Origin of the sequence: Ensifer sp. (assembly GCF_035999185.1) — a bacterium.
In the GTDB taxonomy this organism is placed as follows: domain Bacteria; phylum Pseudomonadota; class Alphaproteobacteria; order Rhizobiales; family Rhizobiaceae; genus Ensifer.
Genome location: NZ_DASYHB010000121.1, coordinates 17,836 through 33,044, shown reverse-complemented (window position 1 = coordinate 33,044; position 15,209 = coordinate 17,836). Strand labels below are relative to the sequence as shown.

Annotated in this window: 20 protein-coding genes; 10 read left to right on the top strand and 10 right to left on the bottom strand. The window is 62.9% G+C overall.

Annotated features, from left to right (window positions below; all coding sequences use genetic code 11):
- Nucleotides 1-15 precede the first annotated feature (15 nt).
- Nucleotides 16-576, bottom strand: coding sequence for a TetR/AcrR family transcriptional regulator (locus tag VGO04_RS15300; RefSeq protein ID WP_327496812.1), 561 nt, complete (start codon nt 574-576; stop codon nt 16-18).
- Between the two features lie 140 nt (nt 577-716).
- Here VGO04_RS15300 and VGO04_RS15295 point away from each other — a divergent pair, with 140 nt between their 5' ends.
- Nucleotides 717-1,109, top strand: a complete 393-nt coding sequence (locus VGO04_RS15295) for a globin (protein ID WP_327496811.1) — start codon at nt 717-719, stop codon at nt 1,107-1,109.
- 6 nt (nt 1,110-1,115) lie between these two features.
- A complete protein-coding gene (locus VGO04_RS15290) occupies nt 1,116-1,484 on the top strand; it encodes a DUF423 domain-containing protein (RefSeq protein ID WP_327496810.1) in 369 nt (122 codons plus the stop codon).
- Nucleotides 1,485-1,562: 78 nt separating this feature from the next.
- On the opposite strand, the gene VGO04_RS15285 is transcribed toward VGO04_RS15290, so the two are convergent.
- From VGO04_RS15285 to VGO04_RS15265, 5 genes are all read right to left on the bottom strand, one after another.
- Nucleotides 1,563-1,877, bottom strand: a complete 315-nt coding sequence (locus VGO04_RS15285) for an antibiotic biosynthesis monooxygenase (protein ID WP_327496809.1) — start codon at nt 1,875-1,877, stop codon at nt 1,563-1,565.
- 108 nt (nt 1,878-1,985) lie between these two features.
- Nucleotides 1,986-2,255, bottom strand: a complete 270-nt coding sequence (locus tag VGO04_RS15280) for a hypothetical protein (protein WP_327496893.1) — start codon at nt 2,253-2,255, stop codon at nt 1,986-1,988.
- Between the two features lie 35 nt (nt 2,256-2,290).
- A complete protein-coding gene (locus VGO04_RS15275) occupies nt 2,291-2,704 on the bottom strand; it encodes a DUF2325 domain-containing protein (RefSeq protein WP_327496808.1) in 414 nt (137 codons plus the stop codon).
- Nucleotides 2,705-2,903: 199 nt separating this feature from the next.
- Complete coding sequence (locus VGO04_RS15270) at nt 2,904-3,812, bottom strand: energy transducer TonB (protein WP_327496807.1); 909 nt, start codon at nt 3,810-3,812, stop codon at nt 2,904-2,906.
- A gap of 62 nt (nt 3,813-3,874) precedes the next feature.
- A complete protein-coding gene (locus VGO04_RS15265) occupies nt 3,875-4,312 on the bottom strand; it encodes a hypothetical protein (protein ID WP_327496806.1) in 438 nt (145 codons plus the stop codon).
- A 247-nt stretch (nt 4,313-4,559) separates the two neighbouring features.
- Here VGO04_RS15265 and hemP point away from each other — a divergent pair, with 247 nt between their 5' ends.
- From hemP to VGO04_RS15230, 7 genes are all read left to right on the top strand, one after another.
- Nucleotides 4,560-4,703 (top strand): hemin uptake protein HemP, encoded by a 144-nt coding sequence (gene hemP, locus VGO04_RS15260; protein WP_327496892.1) that lies wholly within the window; start codon nt 4,560-4,562, stop codon nt 4,701-4,703.
- Between the two features lie 10 nt (nt 4,704-4,713).
- The gene (locus VGO04_RS15255) at nt 4,714-5,775 is read left to right on the top strand and encodes a hemin-degrading factor (protein ID WP_327496805.1); all 1,062 of its coding nucleotides are present in this window, start codon (nt 4,714-4,716) and stop codon (nt 5,773-5,775) included.
- Nucleotides 5,776-5,786: 11 nt separating this feature from the next.
- Nucleotides 5,787-6,737 (top strand): hemin ABC transporter substrate-binding protein, encoded by a 951-nt coding sequence (locus tag VGO04_RS15250; RefSeq protein WP_327496804.1) that lies wholly within the window; start codon nt 5,787-5,789, stop codon nt 6,735-6,737.
- Entirely contained in the window at nt 6,724-7,842 is a 1,119-nt protein-coding gene (locus VGO04_RS15245; protein WP_327496803.1) for an iron ABC transporter permease, read from the top strand. The genes VGO04_RS15250 and VGO04_RS15245 overlap by 14 nt, the downstream gene beginning before the upstream one ends.
- An 8-nt stretch (nt 7,843-7,850) precedes the next feature.
- Nucleotides 7,851-8,642: a heme ABC transporter ATP-binding protein gene (locus tag VGO04_RS15240; protein ID WP_327496802.1), complete on the top strand. Its 792-nt coding sequence runs from the start codon at nt 7,851-7,853 to the stop codon at nt 8,640-8,642.
- A gap of 204 nt (nt 8,643-8,846) precedes the next feature.
- Nucleotides 8,847-9,212: a hypothetical protein gene (locus tag VGO04_RS15235; RefSeq protein WP_327496801.1), complete on the top strand. Its 366-nt coding sequence runs from the start codon at nt 8,847-8,849 to the stop codon at nt 9,210-9,212.
- A 70-nt stretch (nt 9,213-9,282) separates the two neighbouring features.
- Nucleotides 9,283-9,714 carry a hypothetical protein gene (locus VGO04_RS15230; RefSeq protein WP_327496800.1) on the top strand — a complete coding sequence of 144 codons (432 nt, stop codon included), beginning with the start codon at nt 9,283-9,285 and terminating at the stop codon, nt 9,712-9,714.
- A 108-nt stretch (nt 9,715-9,822) separates the two neighbouring features.
- Here VGO04_RS15230 and VGO04_RS15225 read toward each other — a convergent pair whose 3' ends face one another.
- The 3 genes from VGO04_RS15225 to VGO04_RS15215 form a co-directional block, all read right to left on the bottom strand.
- Entirely contained in the window at nt 9,823-11,325 is a 1,503-nt protein-coding gene (locus VGO04_RS15225; protein WP_327496799.1) for a sensor histidine kinase, read from the bottom strand.
- A gap of 211 nt (nt 11,326-11,536) precedes the next feature.
- Nucleotides 11,537-12,091: an RNA polymerase sigma factor gene (locus tag VGO04_RS15220; protein ID WP_327496798.1), complete on the bottom strand. Its 555-nt coding sequence runs from the start codon at nt 12,089-12,091 to the stop codon at nt 11,537-11,539.
- Nucleotides 12,092-12,099: 8 nt separating this feature from the next.
- Nucleotides 12,100-12,294 (bottom strand): NepR family anti-sigma factor, encoded by a 195-nt coding sequence (locus tag VGO04_RS15215; protein WP_327496797.1) that lies wholly within the window; start codon nt 12,292-12,294, stop codon nt 12,100-12,102.
- A 136-nt stretch (nt 12,295-12,430) separates the two neighbouring features.
- Between VGO04_RS15215 and VGO04_RS15210 the strand changes: the two genes are divergently transcribed.
- Nucleotides 12,431-13,225, top strand: a complete 795-nt coding sequence (locus VGO04_RS15210; protein ID WP_327496796.1) for a response regulator — start codon at nt 12,431-12,433, stop codon at nt 13,223-13,225.
- Between the two features lie 371 nt (nt 13,226-13,596).
- Here VGO04_RS15210 and VGO04_RS15205 read toward each other — a convergent pair whose 3' ends face one another.
- On the bottom strand, nt 13,597-15,180 hold the full coding sequence (locus VGO04_RS15205) for an FGGY-family carbohydrate kinase (protein ID WP_327496795.1): 1,584 nt from the start codon (nt 15,178-15,180) through the stop codon (nt 13,597-13,599).
- Nucleotides 15,181-15,209: the final 29 nt, after the last annotated feature.

Here is a 15,209-nt window from a genome sequence, read left to right as displayed (position 1 = left end):
GGTCTCCATTCCGGACTATTGCGCTGACAGCGCCTTGAGATTTTCAACAAGACCGGCTCGCGCCGCAGCGTCGAGATCGTGGCTTTGCATCAGATCGGCCAGCCACACGCCGTCGCAGGCAAAGCGCGCGAGCACACAGCCAGGCGCGCCATCCGTCTCGGCAAATTCCGCCGACCGCTGGCTGACCCAATCGCGCCAGCGGCCCTTCAGGTGCGGCTCGGCGATGAGCGCGATCGTCAGCATGCGCCAGCCCGGTACATCGGTCGCAGGATCCAGCGCAAAGCAGACGTCGATATAGGCGCGGGTAAATCGCCCCATCTCCACCGGGTCACGCGCCATCGCCGCCTCGATCTCCCGGTCGAACCGCGTCACGAGATCGTCGAACAGCCCGTCGAGCAGAGCGAGCTTGTTCGGAAAGTGGTGCAGGAGCCCGCCCTTGCTGACGCCCGCCGCCTGCGAGACGGCATCGAGCGTGACGCCGGATATCCCCTGCTGATGCGACAGGCGTGCTGCGACATCCAGCAATTGCTGGCGCACCTGTTCCGGCTGTTTCTTGCGTCGATGAGCTTCGGTCATAAACGCATAAAGATACCGTCTGGACGGTTTGTCAAGACTTCCGATATGCGCCGCGGTGAAACGCCGCAAAGCGCCGCCCCCAAAACCCATTGTTCGGACGGGCACTGCAGGTTAGGACCGATGGAACGAAGGACATGCGCATGGCCGAAACGGAAACCACCACCCTCTACGACGCAATCGGCGGCGACCCGACTGTGCAAGGGCTCACGCGCCGTTTCTATGAGCTGATGGATACATTGCCTGAAGCGGCGCGCTGTCGCGCCGTGCATCCGCCCGACCTCTCGGGCAGTGAAGAAAAGTTCTACGAGTATCTCACCGGCTGGCTCGGCGGCCCGCCCATCTATGTCGAGAAGCGCGGCCATCCGATGCTGCGCCGCCGCCATTTCGTCGCCGAGATTGGCCCGCAGGAGCGGGACGAATGGCTCCTTTGTTTTACCCGCGCGCTGGAAGAAACCGTCGCCCATCCGAAGCTGCGCGAAATCATCCTCGAGCCGATCACCCGGCTCGCCTTCCACATGCAGAACAAGGAATAACCTGACATGCCGAACAGCGGCTTTCGCGCGACAACGCTTTTTGTTGCCGGCCTGATGGGATTGACCGGCGTCGTCAGCGCCGCCGGCGCCTCCCATGGGGCCGACCCGCGGCTGCTCGCCGGCATTTCCGCGATGTGTCTGGCGCATGCGCCGACACTCGTTGCACTTTATGCCGCCTGGCCGAACTTTCGCACAGCGCCTGTAGCAGCTCTGTTGATCGCGCTCGGAACGGCGTTGTTTTCGGCCGATCTCGCCATGCGCCATGTCGCCGGCCACGGCCTCTTTCCGATGTCGGCGCCGCTTGGCGGCACGACGATCATGGTCGGCTGGATCGCCATCTCGCTCGGCGCCTTCCTGCCGAAAAAGACCGCCTAGCCTGAAACGCATTCGCCTCCCGAATGGGCCATCCGGGAGGCGAACAGGATTGAAATCAAAGCGGGCTGCCCCGCCGGGTCAGGCACCCTCGACGGCGGAAAATCCCTCGAACTTCGGCGGGCCGAGATACATCGCCCTGTTGTCGCCCGCGCTCCTGTGGGCCGCCCGGAAGTTCTCCGACTTCGTCCAGGCCGAAAACGCGTCCTTGTCCTTCCAGACCGAGTTCGAGACGAAGAGCGTATAGCCTTCCTCCGGCACGCTATCGCCGCGCAGCAGATGGAAGGAAACGAAGCCCGGCATCTCCGAGAGACTGGAGTCGCGCCCTTTCCACACGGCTTCGAAAGCCTCTTCGTGGCCGATGGCGATACGGAAACGGTTCATGGCAACAAACATCGGGACCTCTCAAAGCAATTCCAGGAAAAGTGTGAAACGGTTTTCCGTCCGGAGTTGCGTGGTTTCAAGACTCTAGATCTCATTGTTTCAACGAAACAGCGAAATGATCTAGGCACTTTCTTTTTTACGGGCGGCATCGTTGGCCGCGCGCGGAAAGGCGAGAATAGTTGCTTCCTTCGGCTCCGCAAGTCCAAGCGGATCGCGCACCGGCGGGCGGGTCTGCCAGGCCGGGAACTCGGCGACGTTGTCGTTCTCATCGAGCATGCGCGCGCGACGCGTCAGGATTTCATAGAGCTCGGGCACCAGGCCATCGCCATTCTGCGCCGCCAGCTTGTGCAGACCGATCATCATGCACAGGTCAGGACGTTCTTCGTTCATCGTCAAACTCATTTGTCTTGGAACAGATCGGAGGATTATCGCTGGTCGCGGCTGGTGGTCAGGTCCTGCAGTGCCCGCTCCAGGCTCGATTTCGAGCCGTTGCGCAGCGGCACGAAGGCCTTGCCCCACTTCTTGCAACCGGTCTTCACGCGAAGACATGCGTCGTGGCTGATGCAGTCGATCGGGCAGAAGACGCAGTCGACGGACGGCAGCACCCGGTCGATGCGTGAGACCGCCTCGCGCAGGCCGCCGTCATGATGAAGCAGCTCGGCACCAAAGGAGCTGGCGATTTCGCGCAAGTGCGCCACCTGGCAATCGCGGCCGCCGACATAAAGGAAACTGCGCCCTTCGAGCGTCGCCTTGCCGGCCTCCGGGCGAGCTTCGGCCGGTTCCGAGCCCGAGCGACCCTTGCCGTTCTTTGCCGCATTCTGATGACGCTTGCCGCGCATGCAATCCTCTCCGCCTGATCGTGCGACAAGGGCCATCACAGGCAGCCGGTCACATCGGGATATCCTCTCGACACACGCCCATCGGCTGCGTGACAAGGGCAACCTATTAAACTTGATAAACAGAGTAAAGTATAAACTTGAGTTTTTTCATCATATTTTTTGAGCGCCCGAACCCGCCGGGACAAAACGCACCGCGGCGTCAGCGAACGCTGGCGACGACCGGAAGCGCGTAGGACTTGGAGTTCATGCCGGAGCCATCCGGAAACGGCGGAAACGGCGCTGCTCTTTGAACCGCGTCAACTGCGGCACTGTCGAGCACGGGGTGACCGGAACTGCCGGCAACCCTTACCCGCGATACGGCTCCGTCTGCGGTGACGGTGAAGCTGACCGTCGTCGTTCCCGAAATACCCTGGCGCCGTGCCTCGGACGGAATCTTGTAGCGGCGATTGATCTTGGCCCGCACCTTGCCGTCGTAGTTGGACATGTTGGCGTTGCCCACCTGGGAGGCGCCGCTCTTGCCGGTCGCAGAGGCAGAGTTCCCCTTGATGTCGCCGTCGAGCTTGCCCTTGATCTGGTTCTGCGCCTGCTCGCCCTGGTCGCCGGCCTTCTTGCGGGTCACCTTTTTCTTCTTCACCGGCTCCTTCTTCGGCTCCGGCTTCTCGACCTTTTCCTTCTTCGGCTCCTCGGGCTTTTCTTCCGGCACCACCGTTTCAACTGGCGCGACGCTCGCCGTTACGATGGCCTCGGCGACCTGCAAGGTCGGCATCTCCTCAGCCGGCAGAATGACGTCCGCCTCCGTGGCGGTCAGGTCATGGGGTTCCTCGGCCGCGATCTCCTGCGTCGGAGCCACGTCCTCGACAGGCTGTATCTCCGCCGGCTGGACCTCTTCGGGAACATCTTCCGTGGGCTCGACAACGTCGGACACGGCGCCCGCCTGAAGTGTCTCGTCAAAGGCATCGCCGAGAAGGGCCACTTCGACACTCTCCCCGCCCTCGATCAAGTCGAGTTGCGTCTCCGGCGGATTGCCGCCGAACAGCGTCGCAAGGACGACGCCATGCGTTGCAAGCGAGAAGACGGCGGCCCCAGCCCAGATGACGATACGCTTCATTACAGCCTTACCTTCGCCGCACAAGGCGACGCAAATTCTTGCCCGGAACGGGCTGTTCTGCCTCAGCCCTTGAGTTCGACCGCCGACTTCGAGCCGGTCTTGATGCCGCTCATGCAAGCGTTCGGCTGGACGCCGTCACCGACACAGGCCGGCGCATCGTTGATCAGCAAGCTCTTGACCGCATCGCAGTTGGTGCCGGGAAGATCGAATTGCCGGACCTTGGTCTTGCCGGCGGGCAGATCACGGAAATCCAGAACCGCCATGCGTTCGACCAGGCCCTTCTGGTCGAAGATCACGAATTCGAAGGAGACCTTGCTCAGCGACTGCGCAAATTCGTTGCCGGCAACGAAGGTGAGCTTGCAGCCCTTCTGTGACGGCGCGACCTCATTGAGTTCGATCGACAAGGCACCGGCCGGCGCCGCCTCCTGGGCGCGCACGGCGCCGGCGGCAAGGACAGCCACAAGGGCAACGGAAACAATCGGGAGGCTGGAAAACGTCATATCGGCACCACTCCAAACATTGCGGCGGACGATCAAAACGAGGCCCGCGCCTCGCTTGTCCACAAGCCGGCACTAACTAACTTGAGTATGCCAGTCCGGTATTGCGTCCATAGATAAATATGAGTAATGAAGTCAAGATAGTAAACGAATTGCGTGGCAGGAAATGCGGGGAAATCAACGCGGCCTGCCCTCTCGAAGCGGCCGAACTGCAGTGAGCAACGACAATAATTTCGCACGTCCATCCGACCTGCCGGCGCCGGCAGGGCGCGCGCCGAGGATTATTGAAAGTCGCGAACTCTTCGGCAGCGAGAACGAGATCCTCATTTCCCACGACGGCGCGATCTACCGCATGAAGATCACCCGGCAAGGCAAACTGATCCTGAACAAATAGGCAGATGAAAATGACCGAGAGCCTCCGCCCCACTCCTTCCGAAATCCGCGCTTACCGCGCCGAGAACCCGAAGATGCGCGAGCGTGATATCGCAGCCCAGCTCGGCGTTTCCGAGGCCGCGCTCGTTGCTGCGGAATGTGGGCTGACCGCCGTGCGCATCGATGCCGATGCCAACCGGTTCCTGTCGCGTGTCGAAGAGCTCGGCGAAGTGATGGCGCTGACCCGCAACGAAAGCGCCGTCCACGAAAAGATCGGCGTCTACGAGAAGATCACCACCGGCGAGATGGCAAGCATCGTGCTTGGCGAACAGATCGACCTTCGCGTGTTCCCGAGCGCCTGGGCCCATGCCTTTGCGGTCACGAAGACCGACGAGAAGGGCGAAGCCCGCAAGAGCCTGCAGTTCTTCGACAAGTGGGGCAACGCCGTCCACAAGGTGCACCTGCGCGCTGCATCGAATGTCGAGGCCTACGACAAGATCGTCGCGGATTTCCGCCTCGAGGACCAGACGCAAGAGTTTGTCGCGGACACGAGCGTTCCCTCGAGCGATGACAAGCCGGAAACGGTCGTCGACATCGCCGAACTGCGCGACCGCTGGGCGAAGCTGACCGACACGCATCAGTTCCACGGCATGCTGCGCAAGCTGAAGATCGGCCGTCGCCAGGCGCTGCACAACATCGGTGAAGACTTCGCCTGGCAGCTCGACCCGTCCAGCATCGAGGCGATGCTGACGTCGAGCGCCGAAGTCGAGCTTCCGATCATGTGCTTCGTCGGCAACCGCGGTATGATTCAGATTCATTCCGGCCCGGTCGCAAAGATCGCGATGATGGGACCGTGGCTGAACGTCATGGACCCGACGTTCCACCTGCATCTTCGCACCGACCACATCGCCGAGCTCTGGGCCGTGCGCAAGCCGACGGCAGACGGTCACGTCACCTCGATCGAAGCGCTGGATGCCAGGGGCGAGATGATCATCCAGTTCTTCGGCAAGCGGAAAGAGGGTCTTGCGGAACGTCCGGAATGGCGTTCAATTGCCGAAGGCATGTCACGCCTCGACACCACGGTTGCCGCTTAAGGATAGCGAAGATGATCAACGGTCTCGACTTCCGTCGCCTTCGCCGCCGGAAACTGGCGCTCGCAGCTTTTGCCCTGTCGGCCCCTTTCCTCCTGCCGACGGTCGCACCCGGCGCCGGCTCCTTCGTCCAGCCCGCAATGGCTGAGAGCGCTGGGAAGACCGACGTGTCGCGCGTCGTTTCCGTCGGCGGAGCCGTCACCGAGATCATCTACGCACTTGGCGAGGAAGCGCGCCTGGTTGGCCGCGATTCCACCAGCACCTATCCGGAAGCGGCGAAAACGCTTCCGGATGTCGGCTACATGCGCCAGCTCGCGCCGGAAGGCATCATCGCCGTCAACCCGAGCGCGATCGTCGCCGTCGACGGCAGCGGTCCGCCGGAGGCGCTGGCCGTGCTGAAGGACGCGAACATCGCCTTCACCAGCGTGCCCGAGACCTTCGACAAGGCGGGCATCCCCGCCAAGATCCGCACGATCGGCGCCTTCCTGGGCGTCGAGGACAAGGCTGAAGCCCTGGCAAAAACGGTTGAAGCCGATCTTGATGCGGCGGTTGCCGAAAGCGCCGCACGTCCGCAAGCCGAGCGCAAGCGCGTGCTCTTCGTCCTGAGCACCCAGGGCGGAAAGATCATGGCATCGGGAACGGGCACGGCTGCAAACGGCATCATCGAGCTTTCTGGTGCCGTCAACGCCGTCGGCACGTTCCCCGGCTACAAGGCGCTGACGGACGAGGCGATCATCGAGGCCAAGCCCGACGTGGTGCTGATGATGGATCGCGGCGGCGAACATTCCGCCAAGGCCGACGAAATCTTCGCCCTGCCGGCGCTCAGCCTGACGCCCGCCGCCAAGGAAAAGGTACTCATCCGCATGGACGGCCTGCACCTGCTCGGCTTCGGCCCGCGCACGGCGAGTGCCGTTCGCGAACTGAATGCCGCCATCTACGGAAAGAAGGCCAATGCCTCGCAGTGAGGCATTGGGCCACGGCATGCGCCTGACGACGTTCGCAACAGAAATCCGCAGCGAGTGGCGCTCCGGCAACCGCTCGCGGCTGGCGCGTCTCGTCATCGTCGCCCTTGTGGCCGCAGCCATCGCGACGTTCGTCGGCTCGATCATGACCGGCGCGGCCGACGCGTCGCTGTCGAACGTCTGGTACTGGCTGATCGGTGAAGCCGATCAGGCGCTCAGCGTGCGCGACCGCATCATCATTCTTGACATTCGCCTACCGCGCGCAGTGCTCGGCATGCTCGTCGGCGCCTCCCTCGCCGTTTCCGGTGTCGTCATGCAGGGCCTCTTCCGCAACCCCCTGGCAGACCCCGGCCTCGTCGGCGTCTCCTCGGGCGCGAGCCTTGGCGCCGTCTTGCTGATCGTGCTTGGAACGGCGACCTTCGGGCCGCTGTTTGCGCTCTTCGGCTTTTATGCCCTGCCGATTGCCGCCTTCGCCGGTGGTCTTGTCACCACGCTGCTGCTCTATCGCATCGCCACGCGCGGTGGACAGACGTCCATCGCCACGCTGCTGCTTGCCGGCATCGCCCTCGGGGCGCTGACGGGCGCGGTCACCGGCGTGCTGGTCTTCATGGCCGACGACAAACAATTGCGCGACCTGACCTTCTGGGGTCTCGGCTCGCTTGCGGGCGCCAACTGGACGAAGATCCTGGCGTCGGCGCCGATCATCCTGCTTTCGCTCGCCGTCACGCCGTTTCTGGCGCGCGGCTTGAATGCGATCACGCTTGGCGAAGCTGCCGCCTTCCACATGGGTATCCCGGTCCAGCGGCTGAAGAACGTCGCAATCGTCAGCGTCGCGGCCGCCACCGGAGCCTCCGTTGCCGTCAGCGGCGGCATCGGCTTTGTCGGCATCGTGGTTCCGCATCTCCTGCGCCTCGTCATCGGCCCCGATCACCGCTATCTTCTGCCGGCTTCGGCGCTGCTCGGCGGGACGCTGTTGATCCTAGCCGACATGATCGCCCGCACCATTGTTTCCCCGGCGGAACTGCCGATCGGCATCGTCACCGCCTTTATCGGCGCGCCGTTCTTTCTCTGGATTCTGCTGCGCGGCCGCTCGAACTTGGGACTGTGAACGAAACCATGATCAACGTTGCCAATCTCTCCGTGCGGCTCGGTGGACGACCAGTCATCAACGGGGTTTCGCTTGAGGCCCTGCCTGGCGCCCTGACGGCGATCGTCGGCCCGAACGGCTGCGGCAAGACGACGACCCTGAAGGCAATTTCGGGTGAGCTTGCGCCTGCCGGCGGAACCATCCGGATCAACGGCCGCGACCTGCGCGGTCTGAAGCCATGGGAGCTCGCGTCGATGCGCGGCGTGCTGCCGCAATCGACCGTCATCTCGTTCCCCTTTACCGTGCGCGAAGTGGTCCGTTTGGGCCTTGCCGCCGGCGCGAACGCCGATCCGGGCGTTCATGACCGGATCGCGACCGACGCACTGGACGCCGTCGATCTCGCAGGTTTTTCCGGCCGCTTCTACCAGGAGCTTTCGGGCGGAGAACAGCAGCGCGTCCAGCTTGCCCGTGTCCTTTGCCAGATTGCCGAGCCGGTCATCGACGGGGAGCCGCGCTATCTTCTGCTCGACGAGCCCGTGTCCAGCCTCGACATCCGCCACCAGCTTGGGATCATGCAGCTTGCGCGCAAGTTCTGCGAACGCGGCGGCGGCGTCGTTGCTGTCATGCACGACCTCAACCTGACGGCCATGTTCGCCGACCATATGGTGATGATGAAGGCCGGCAAGGTTCTCGCCAGCGGTGCGCCTCGCGAGGTTTTGACAGACGAGACGATGGAAGCCGTCTTCGGCTGCCGCATGCAGGTGGGTGTCGCACCAGCACCACCCGTGCCCTTCGTCCTGCCGCAGACGGCCTCGCTCTGAACCCTATGCCATGAGGCGCAGAGGCCCCGCAAAGCCTCTGCGGATATCCGCAGGCTCTCAACACCAAGATTTAACGAAACAATTTCCGCATTCGCGCGTTGTGCTCCTGAAACGCCGGCACGAGCCCTATGGTTGCGCCCGCCGGTTCCATGAGACAGCGCCGACCGTTCGCGGCCGGCGCATGTGTGAAAGGGAGTATCTAACATGGCACCAGGTCTCTTCTCCGGTTCGAGCGCGCGATCTAACAAGAACGGCAAGCTCGCCGACATCTCCGTCGAGGAACAGCTGAGCGAACTGCGCGATGACGTTGCAACGCTGGTTGCCCTGTTGGCCGATCGTGGGTCGGCGGCATCCAAGCAGGCGCGCAGCAAGGCACAGGACGCCCGCGAGCAGGCAGAAGCAAGTGTGAGCGAACTCTTGGCCAGCGGTGAAGAGCTGCTCGCCGAACTTCGCGGACGGTATTCCGGGACCGAAAAGCAGGTCCGTCAGGCAGTGCGCGAGCACCCGATTGCGACGCTTGGAGCCGCCGCACTGATCGGCCTTGCCGTCGCAGCACTTCTCCGTCGCTGAAAATGATGTGGGCCATTGAAACGGACGAGCGGTTCTCCTGCCTGTCCGGGCACACGATCGGGGGCAATGCATGGGACCGTTGACGGCAGCCCTTTCCGCTCTGATGGCAGCCGATATCGGCGCGACGGCGGCGCGGGTAAAGCGCAATGCAATCTTATGGGGCATCATGGGCGTGCTGCTTGCCACGGCCTATGTCTTCGGGCTGGCAGCCACGTTCCTGTTCCTCAGCGATCGGTATTCCCCGATTGCCGCCGCAGCCGCGATCGCGATCGCCTTGGCGGTCACAGCGCTGGTCCTGTTCGGTATCTCGGTGATGCTGCAAGAGCGCGACCGACGCCTGGCCGAAGAACGCCGGCGCCGCAGGCAGGTGCAAACCAATCTGACATTGCTGGCCGCTGCCGGCATCCTGCGCAAGCAGCCGCTGCTTGCGGTGGCAACGGCCCTTGCGATCGGTGCACTCGTCGGCACCGGCAAGCGGCGCGAGCGCCGAAGCGACGACTAAGCCACTCCCTGTTTCTGGAATTCCGCGCCGCCTTCCTGCGCGTCGCAGCCTGCGGCAACGCATATCGGCCCCCGGCTGTTGCCAACCAGAAGGCAGAAAATCAAATACCTATAGCGGCAGGCGAATGAGTGCGGTGACGCCGGCTGCGAGATATTCCACCTTGACTGAGCTACCCAAGACCTTGTCGAGGCTGCGCTCGATGAGGATCGAGCCGAAGCCGCGTCGTTTCGGCTCGCGCACGGGCGGCCCGCCGACTTCCGTCCATGTCAGGTGAAGAACATGGTCGCCGTCTTCCAGCATGTTGCGGGCCGTCAGAACAACCTTTCCCTTCGGCACGGACAAGGAGCCATACTTGACTGCATTGGTCGCAAGCTCGTGCAGCACCAATCCGAGGCCAACCGCCTGGTCGGGTCCAAGCGATATCTCGTCCTTGTGGATCTCGATCTGCTCGGCATAGCAGCTGACATGCGGCAACAATTGCTTGGCGATCAGGTCGGCAAGCCGGATGGTGCCCCACTCATGGTCGGAAAGCAGTCCATGCGCTTCAGAAATCGCCTGCAGCCGGCCGGCAAAGGCGGTCATGAATTCGGCGGGGTCGCTTGTCTGGCGAAGCGTCTGCCGGGCGAGCGATTGCAGCATCGCCAGCGTGTTCTTGACCCGATGGTTGAGTTCCTTGAGCAGGAGCCGCGTGCGCTGCACGGAGGCCTGCTGGTCGGTGACGTCGATCGTCACGCCAATGAAGGTGAGTGGATTGCCCTTGGCGTCGCGCTCGTGCACGCGACCGCGACCCAGCAACCAACGGCCGCTGTCGCCGATGCGGAACATACCATCATATTCCTCGTCGGCCTTCATCGCCTGGCGCAGCTTGGCAAATGTCGCGCCGCGATCCTCCGTGCTGATCGCACCGAAGATCTCCTTGGCCCCGACCGCGCTTTCGGCTGGCAGACCGAACATGCGTTTCATGGCGCTGTTGCCGGCGATTGCGCCGGAGCGAATATCCCACAACCAACTGCCGATATTGGCCGCCTCGAGCGCCATGGCGTGGCGCTGCTCTTCGCGCGACAACGCCGCCTCTTTCAGGGCGCGCCTTCGTGCCTCGTCCTTGAGTTTGAAAAGGGAAGCAGCGAGCCCGGCGAGCCGGTTCAGCTGGTCGACGAGCAACTGAGGGACATCGGCACGTGGCTTGTCATCGAGAACGCAGACCGTGCCTACGGCCTGTCCGTCGAGCAGGATCGACGCCCCGGCATAAAAGCGCAGGAACGGCGGACCTGCGACCCTCGGGCGGTGTGTGAACCGCGGATCAGCGGCAGCGTCGAGGACGACCAGGCTGGCGTCCGCCTCCGCCGCCACGTAGACGCAGAACGACTCCTCCGAAGGGGCACGGGTCTCGGTCGTACCGACCGCTGCCTTGAACCATTGCCATTCGCGGTCGATCAACGTCACCAAGGCGATCGGCGTATTGAAGAGACCGGCAGCGATTTCAACGATTCCATCAAAATCCGGATCGGGCACCGACATGTCGGGCACGACGGCATGCAACACGCCCAGGCGCTCAGGTGCGTCGAGCAGCCTTGCTACAGGTGGATCGGTCCTGTCTTTCGTCACGCGCATCCGGTCTCAATTCCCACTCTGAGCGTGAACGGCATCCCCACGCGGGCATCTGCCGGCACCCCGCCCGATTTCGGACCGTATCGACCCGAAATCGTTAGGCCGCGCATACGTCAGCCAAACCCTTCACCACGGCCATCCCTTCGGGATCGCGCCGCCAGTGAAAGCAGGACACCGGCGCTTTTGCAACGGTGTCCGGCCTGGATTCTTGTCTTCAGGAAACGAAGGCGCGCGAGGTAATTGGAGCGGAGGTCTCATCCGGTCCGTAGTCGTTTTCGCCCTTCACCTGGAGAATATCCTGCAAGCGCTGGCGCGCACGATTGACGCGGCTCTTGATCGTGCCGAGAGCACAGCCGCAGATCGTTGCCGCTTCCTCATAGGAAAAGCCCGAGGCGCCGACGAGAATGATCGCTTCGCGCTGATCGGGCGGCAACGTCTCGAGCGCCTTGCGAAAATCCTGCAGGTCGAGCGAACCGTATTGTTCCGGATGGTGCGCGAGCGACTCGGTGAAATGTCCGTCGCTGTCTTGAACCTCGCGCCCGCGCTTGCGCATCTGGCTGTAAAGCTCGTTGCGCAGGATCGTGAAGAGCCAGGCTTTCATGTTTGTGCCCATCTCGAAATGATCCTGCTTTGCCCAGGCCTTCATGATCGTGTCCTGCACCAGATCGTCGGCGCGGTCGTGGCGACCGATCAAAGACATGGCGAAGGCACGCAGGCTCGGCAGAGCCGACAGCATCTCTCGCTTGAAATCATTCTTTTCGGATGTCATTCCGGTACTCACTCCCTGCCCTGCAGCGCCGATTGCTGCTCGGCCGCGTCGAGTTTTTCCAGAAGATCGAGAAAACGCGAGGGAATCGCCTCTTCCTGTACGGACTGATAAAGCGCCTTCAGCTTTGCTGCGATCTGCGCATTTGGGTCTTCTGTCCATAAGGTCGTGCCGGTCGCCCGCCCTGCACCTGATTTATACTTCATTTTCAAAATGTCGCCTTCGAGTGTCCATAGCCGCCATAACGCCTTTGAAAATTGAAATGTTCCCTCGCGGAACCTTTTTTTCCGGCCAGCGTTCTCGGAACGTCACCGTAAAATGAATTTCGAGGGAGTTCACCCTATGACATTGTCCACGCGGATCGCACCGCTCCTGCCGTACCTGCGACGCTACGCACGCGCCCTGACGGGCTCGCAGACGTCAGGCGACGCCTATGTGGCCGCCGTTCTTGAAGCGCTGATCGCCGATGTGTCGATTTTCCCCGAGGCAAGCAACGATCGCGTTGGCCTGTTCCGGCTGTTCACGTCGCTCTTCGGCTCTTCGTCCGTCCTGGTACCGGAACCGATCTCGCCTTTTGCCTGGGAGCAGCGGGCATCGATCAACCTTGCGACGGTCTCTCCGCTTGCCCGTCAGGCCTTTCTGCTGGTCTCCGTCGAGGGTTTCCGGCCCGAGGAAGCGGCCGAGGTTCTCGATGTTGCTACCGACAAGGTCGGCGGCCTGCTCGACCGCGCCTCGCAGGAGATCTCCAGGCAGGTGGCAACCGACATCATGATCATCGAGGACGAGCCGCTGATCGCCATCGACATCGAGCAGATGGTTGAAAGCCTTGGCCATCGCGTTACCGGCATCGCCCGCACACGCGACGAAGCGATTGCGCTCTACAAGAAAACCCGCCCGAGCATGGTGCTCGCCGACATCCAGCTTGCCGATGGCAGCTCGGGCATAGACGCGGTCAACGACATCCTGAAAACGAGCGCCATTCCGGTAATCTTCATCACCGCGTTTCCGGAACGGCTTTTGACCGGCGAGCGACCGGAGCCGACGTTCCTTGTCACCAAGCCGTTCAACCCCGACATGGTCAAGGCGCTGATCAGCCAGGCGCTGTTCTTCAACGAATCAACCAAGGCGGCGGCCTGAGCAGACAGGTCATTTCGTCGTTCCACGAGGACGGCGAAATGGCCTGTCGCCGCTGAAACGAAGCATCCTTCTCCATGCGCCGATGGCCTGTCCGTCGGCGCATTTTTGTGTGCATCACGGCACTATTCTCCAGTTATGCCCCAGGCGACAGGTGCTTTGGTTTCCCCATTTGAACTCCAGAAACACAACAGCCAGTGCCGAGGGAAGGCACTGGCTGGTATGTGCAACTCACTCGGGGAGTGTGAGTTGTAGGCCGGCGGTCTGCCTCCGGCGCCGCATTGGGGGCGATGCGCGCCACCGTCCGGTCGCTAGGAGAATGCGCGGCGCAGAAAAAGGTTCCATCCGCCCCGCCAACCTTTCGCCAGTCGTCGTCACTCGATGTTGTCGAGTTCGTCGCGGTGGCGGTAAAGCGCCAGGAAGCGGCGGTAGTCGCGATCATAGGCGTCGCGGACCGCCGAGTTCGGCAAGCGCTCGTGGCCGCCCGACGCCATGGCCGCACCCGCTGCCGCAAGGTCTTCGTGCATGCCGCCGGCAACGGCCGCCGCCATCGCTGTCCCGAGCAGCACCGCGTCCGGCGCCTCGGGCGCCACAACGCGGCACCCGGTCACGTCACAGTAGAGCTCCATCAGCAGCGCGTTGCGCACATGGCCGCCGGTGACGTGCAACGTATCGAGCTGATAACCGACTTCCCGCATCATCTCCAGGATGTGGCGAATGCCGAGCGCGATCGCAACGCAGGTCCGCCAATAGAGCCGGCAGAGCGCGTCGAAGGAGGAATCAAGCGGCAGCCCGCTGATGACGCCGAGCCCGTGCGGGTCGGCGAGCGGAGATCGGTTGCCGTGGAAATCGGGCAGCACATGCAGGCGATCGGCAAAGGCTACTCCCTGCTCCGCGCGCAGTTCCTGGACGCGGGCGATGATCCGGCCATGGGTGTCCGCCGTCGGCTCCAAGCCGCCGGCATGAAGGCGCACGATATGGTCAAGCAGCGCACCCGTTGCCGATTGCCCGCCCTCGATCAGCCAGGCGCCGGGAAGAACGGCTTCGTAATAGGGGCCCCACATGCCAAAGCCCGGCTTCATGTCCTTGGAAAAAGCGACGATGCAGCTCGAGGTGCCGGCGATCAGGGCCAACTGCTTTTCAAGCTTTTCCGGCTTGCCGATGAAGCCGCCGACGACGCCAAGCGCCCCGGCATAGGCGTCGATCAGGCCCGGCGCCACCTGGCAGCCCTCATCCAGCCCGAGCTCGGCAGCGGCCGTAGCGCTGAGGTGACCGACCGAGGCTCCAATCGGTAGCGTCTCTTCGGGCAGCCCGCCGCGTTCGACAAGATCTTCAAGCCCTATCTTTTCGAGATAGTCCGACTGCCAGCCGCGCTTCTCATGCGCCAGATAGTTCCATTTCGCCGTCAGCGTGCAGCGTGAGCGGGCGGCGCTGCCGGTCGCCCGCCAGGAGAGGTAGTCGGCAAGATCGAAGAAGAACCCGGCCTTCTGCCATTGCCCCGGCAGATTGCGCTTCAGCCACATCAGCTTCGGCATTTCCATTTCCGGCGACATCACCCGGCCGGAGAAATCGAGCACCGGGTGGCCAGTCGACGTGACGAAATCAGCCTCGGCAAGTGCCCGATGGTCGAGCCAGACGATCGTATCCCAACGCGCCTCACCCTTGCGGTTGACCGAAAGCGGTTTTCCCTCCCGATCGCGTACCACCAGCGAGCACGTCGCATCGAAACCGATGGCCGCGACTTTTTCGGCCGCAATGCCGGCCTTGTTCAGCGCCGCCTTGACCGCACCGCACACGGCCCGCCAGATATCTTCGGAATCATGTTCGGCGTGGTTTTCTTCCGGCCGGTTCATGGCGATCGGCAGGTCGGCACGCGCCAGCAGCAGGCCTTTCCGGTCAAAGATGCCGGCGCGCGCACTGCCGGTACCAACATCGACCGCAACGACGAATTCACGCATCAAAGAAAGTCCCCGCCCCCAAAATCACG

What these genes read in the sequence shown, in the direction of transcription:
- VGO04_RS15300 (WP_327496812.1), bottom strand. Translation starts at nt 576, where the DNA reads ATGACCGAAGCTCATCGACGCAAGAAACAGCCGGAACAGGTGCGCCAG.
- VGO04_RS15295 (WP_327496811.1), top strand. Translation starts at nt 717, where the DNA reads ATGGCCGAAACGGAAACCACCACCCTCTACGACGCAATCGGCGGCGAC.
- VGO04_RS15290 (WP_327496810.1), top strand. Translation starts at nt 1,116, where the DNA reads ATGCCGAACAGCGGCTTTCGCGCGACAACGCTTTTTGTTGCCGGCCTG.
- VGO04_RS15285 (WP_327496809.1), bottom strand. Translation starts at nt 1,877, where the DNA reads ATGTTTGTTGCCATGAACCGTTTCCGTATCGCCATCGGCCACGAAGAG.
- VGO04_RS15280 (WP_327496893.1), bottom strand. Translation starts at nt 2,255, where the DNA reads ATGAACGAAGAACGTCCTGACCTGTGCATGATGATCGGTCTGCACAAG.
- VGO04_RS15275 (WP_327496808.1), bottom strand. Translation starts at nt 2,704, where the DNA reads ATGCGCGGCAAGCGTCATCAGAATGCGGCAAAGAACGGCAAGGGTCGC.
- VGO04_RS15270 (WP_327496807.1), bottom strand. Translation starts at nt 3,812, where the DNA reads ATGAAGCGTATCGTCATCTGGGCTGGGGCCGCCGTCTTCTCGCTTGCA.
- VGO04_RS15265 (WP_327496806.1), bottom strand. Translation starts at nt 4,312, where the DNA reads ATGACGTTTTCCAGCCTCCCGATTGTTTCCGTTGCCCTTGTGGCTGTC.
- VGO04_RS15255 (WP_327496805.1), top strand. Translation starts at nt 4,714, where the DNA reads ATGACCGAGAGCCTCCGCCCCACTCCTTCCGAAATCCGCGCTTACCGC.
- VGO04_RS15250 (WP_327496804.1), top strand. Translation starts at nt 5,787, where the DNA reads ATGATCAACGGTCTCGACTTCCGTCGCCTTCGCCGCCGGAAACTGGCG.
- VGO04_RS15245 (WP_327496803.1), top strand. Translation starts at nt 6,724, where the DNA reads ATGCCTCGCAGTGAGGCATTGGGCCACGGCATGCGCCTGACGACGTTC.
- VGO04_RS15240 (WP_327496802.1), top strand. Translation starts at nt 7,851, where the DNA reads ATGATCAACGTTGCCAATCTCTCCGTGCGGCTCGGTGGACGACCAGTC.
- VGO04_RS15235 (WP_327496801.1), top strand. Translation starts at nt 8,847, where the DNA reads ATGGCACCAGGTCTCTTCTCCGGTTCGAGCGCGCGATCTAACAAGAAC.
- VGO04_RS15230 (WP_327496800.1), top strand. Translation starts at nt 9,283, where the DNA reads ATGGGACCGTTGACGGCAGCCCTTTCCGCTCTGATGGCAGCCGATATC.
- VGO04_RS15225 (WP_327496799.1), bottom strand. Translation starts at nt 11,325, where the DNA reads ATGCGCGTGACGAAAGACAGGACCGATCCACCTGTAGCAAGGCTGCTC.
- VGO04_RS15220 (WP_327496798.1), bottom strand. Translation starts at nt 12,091, where the DNA reads ATGACATCCGAAAAGAATGATTTCAAGCGAGAGATGCTGTCGGCTCTG.
- VGO04_RS15215 (WP_327496797.1), bottom strand. Translation starts at nt 12,294, where the DNA reads ATGAAGTATAAATCAGGTGCAGGGCGGGCGACCGGCACGACCTTATGG.
- VGO04_RS15210 (WP_327496796.1), top strand. Translation starts at nt 12,431, where the DNA reads ATGACATTGTCCACGCGGATCGCACCGCTCCTGCCGTACCTGCGACGC.
- VGO04_RS15205 (WP_327496795.1), bottom strand. Translation starts at nt 15,180, where the DNA reads ATGCGTGAATTCGTCGTTGCGGTCGATGTTGGTACCGGCAGTGCGCGC.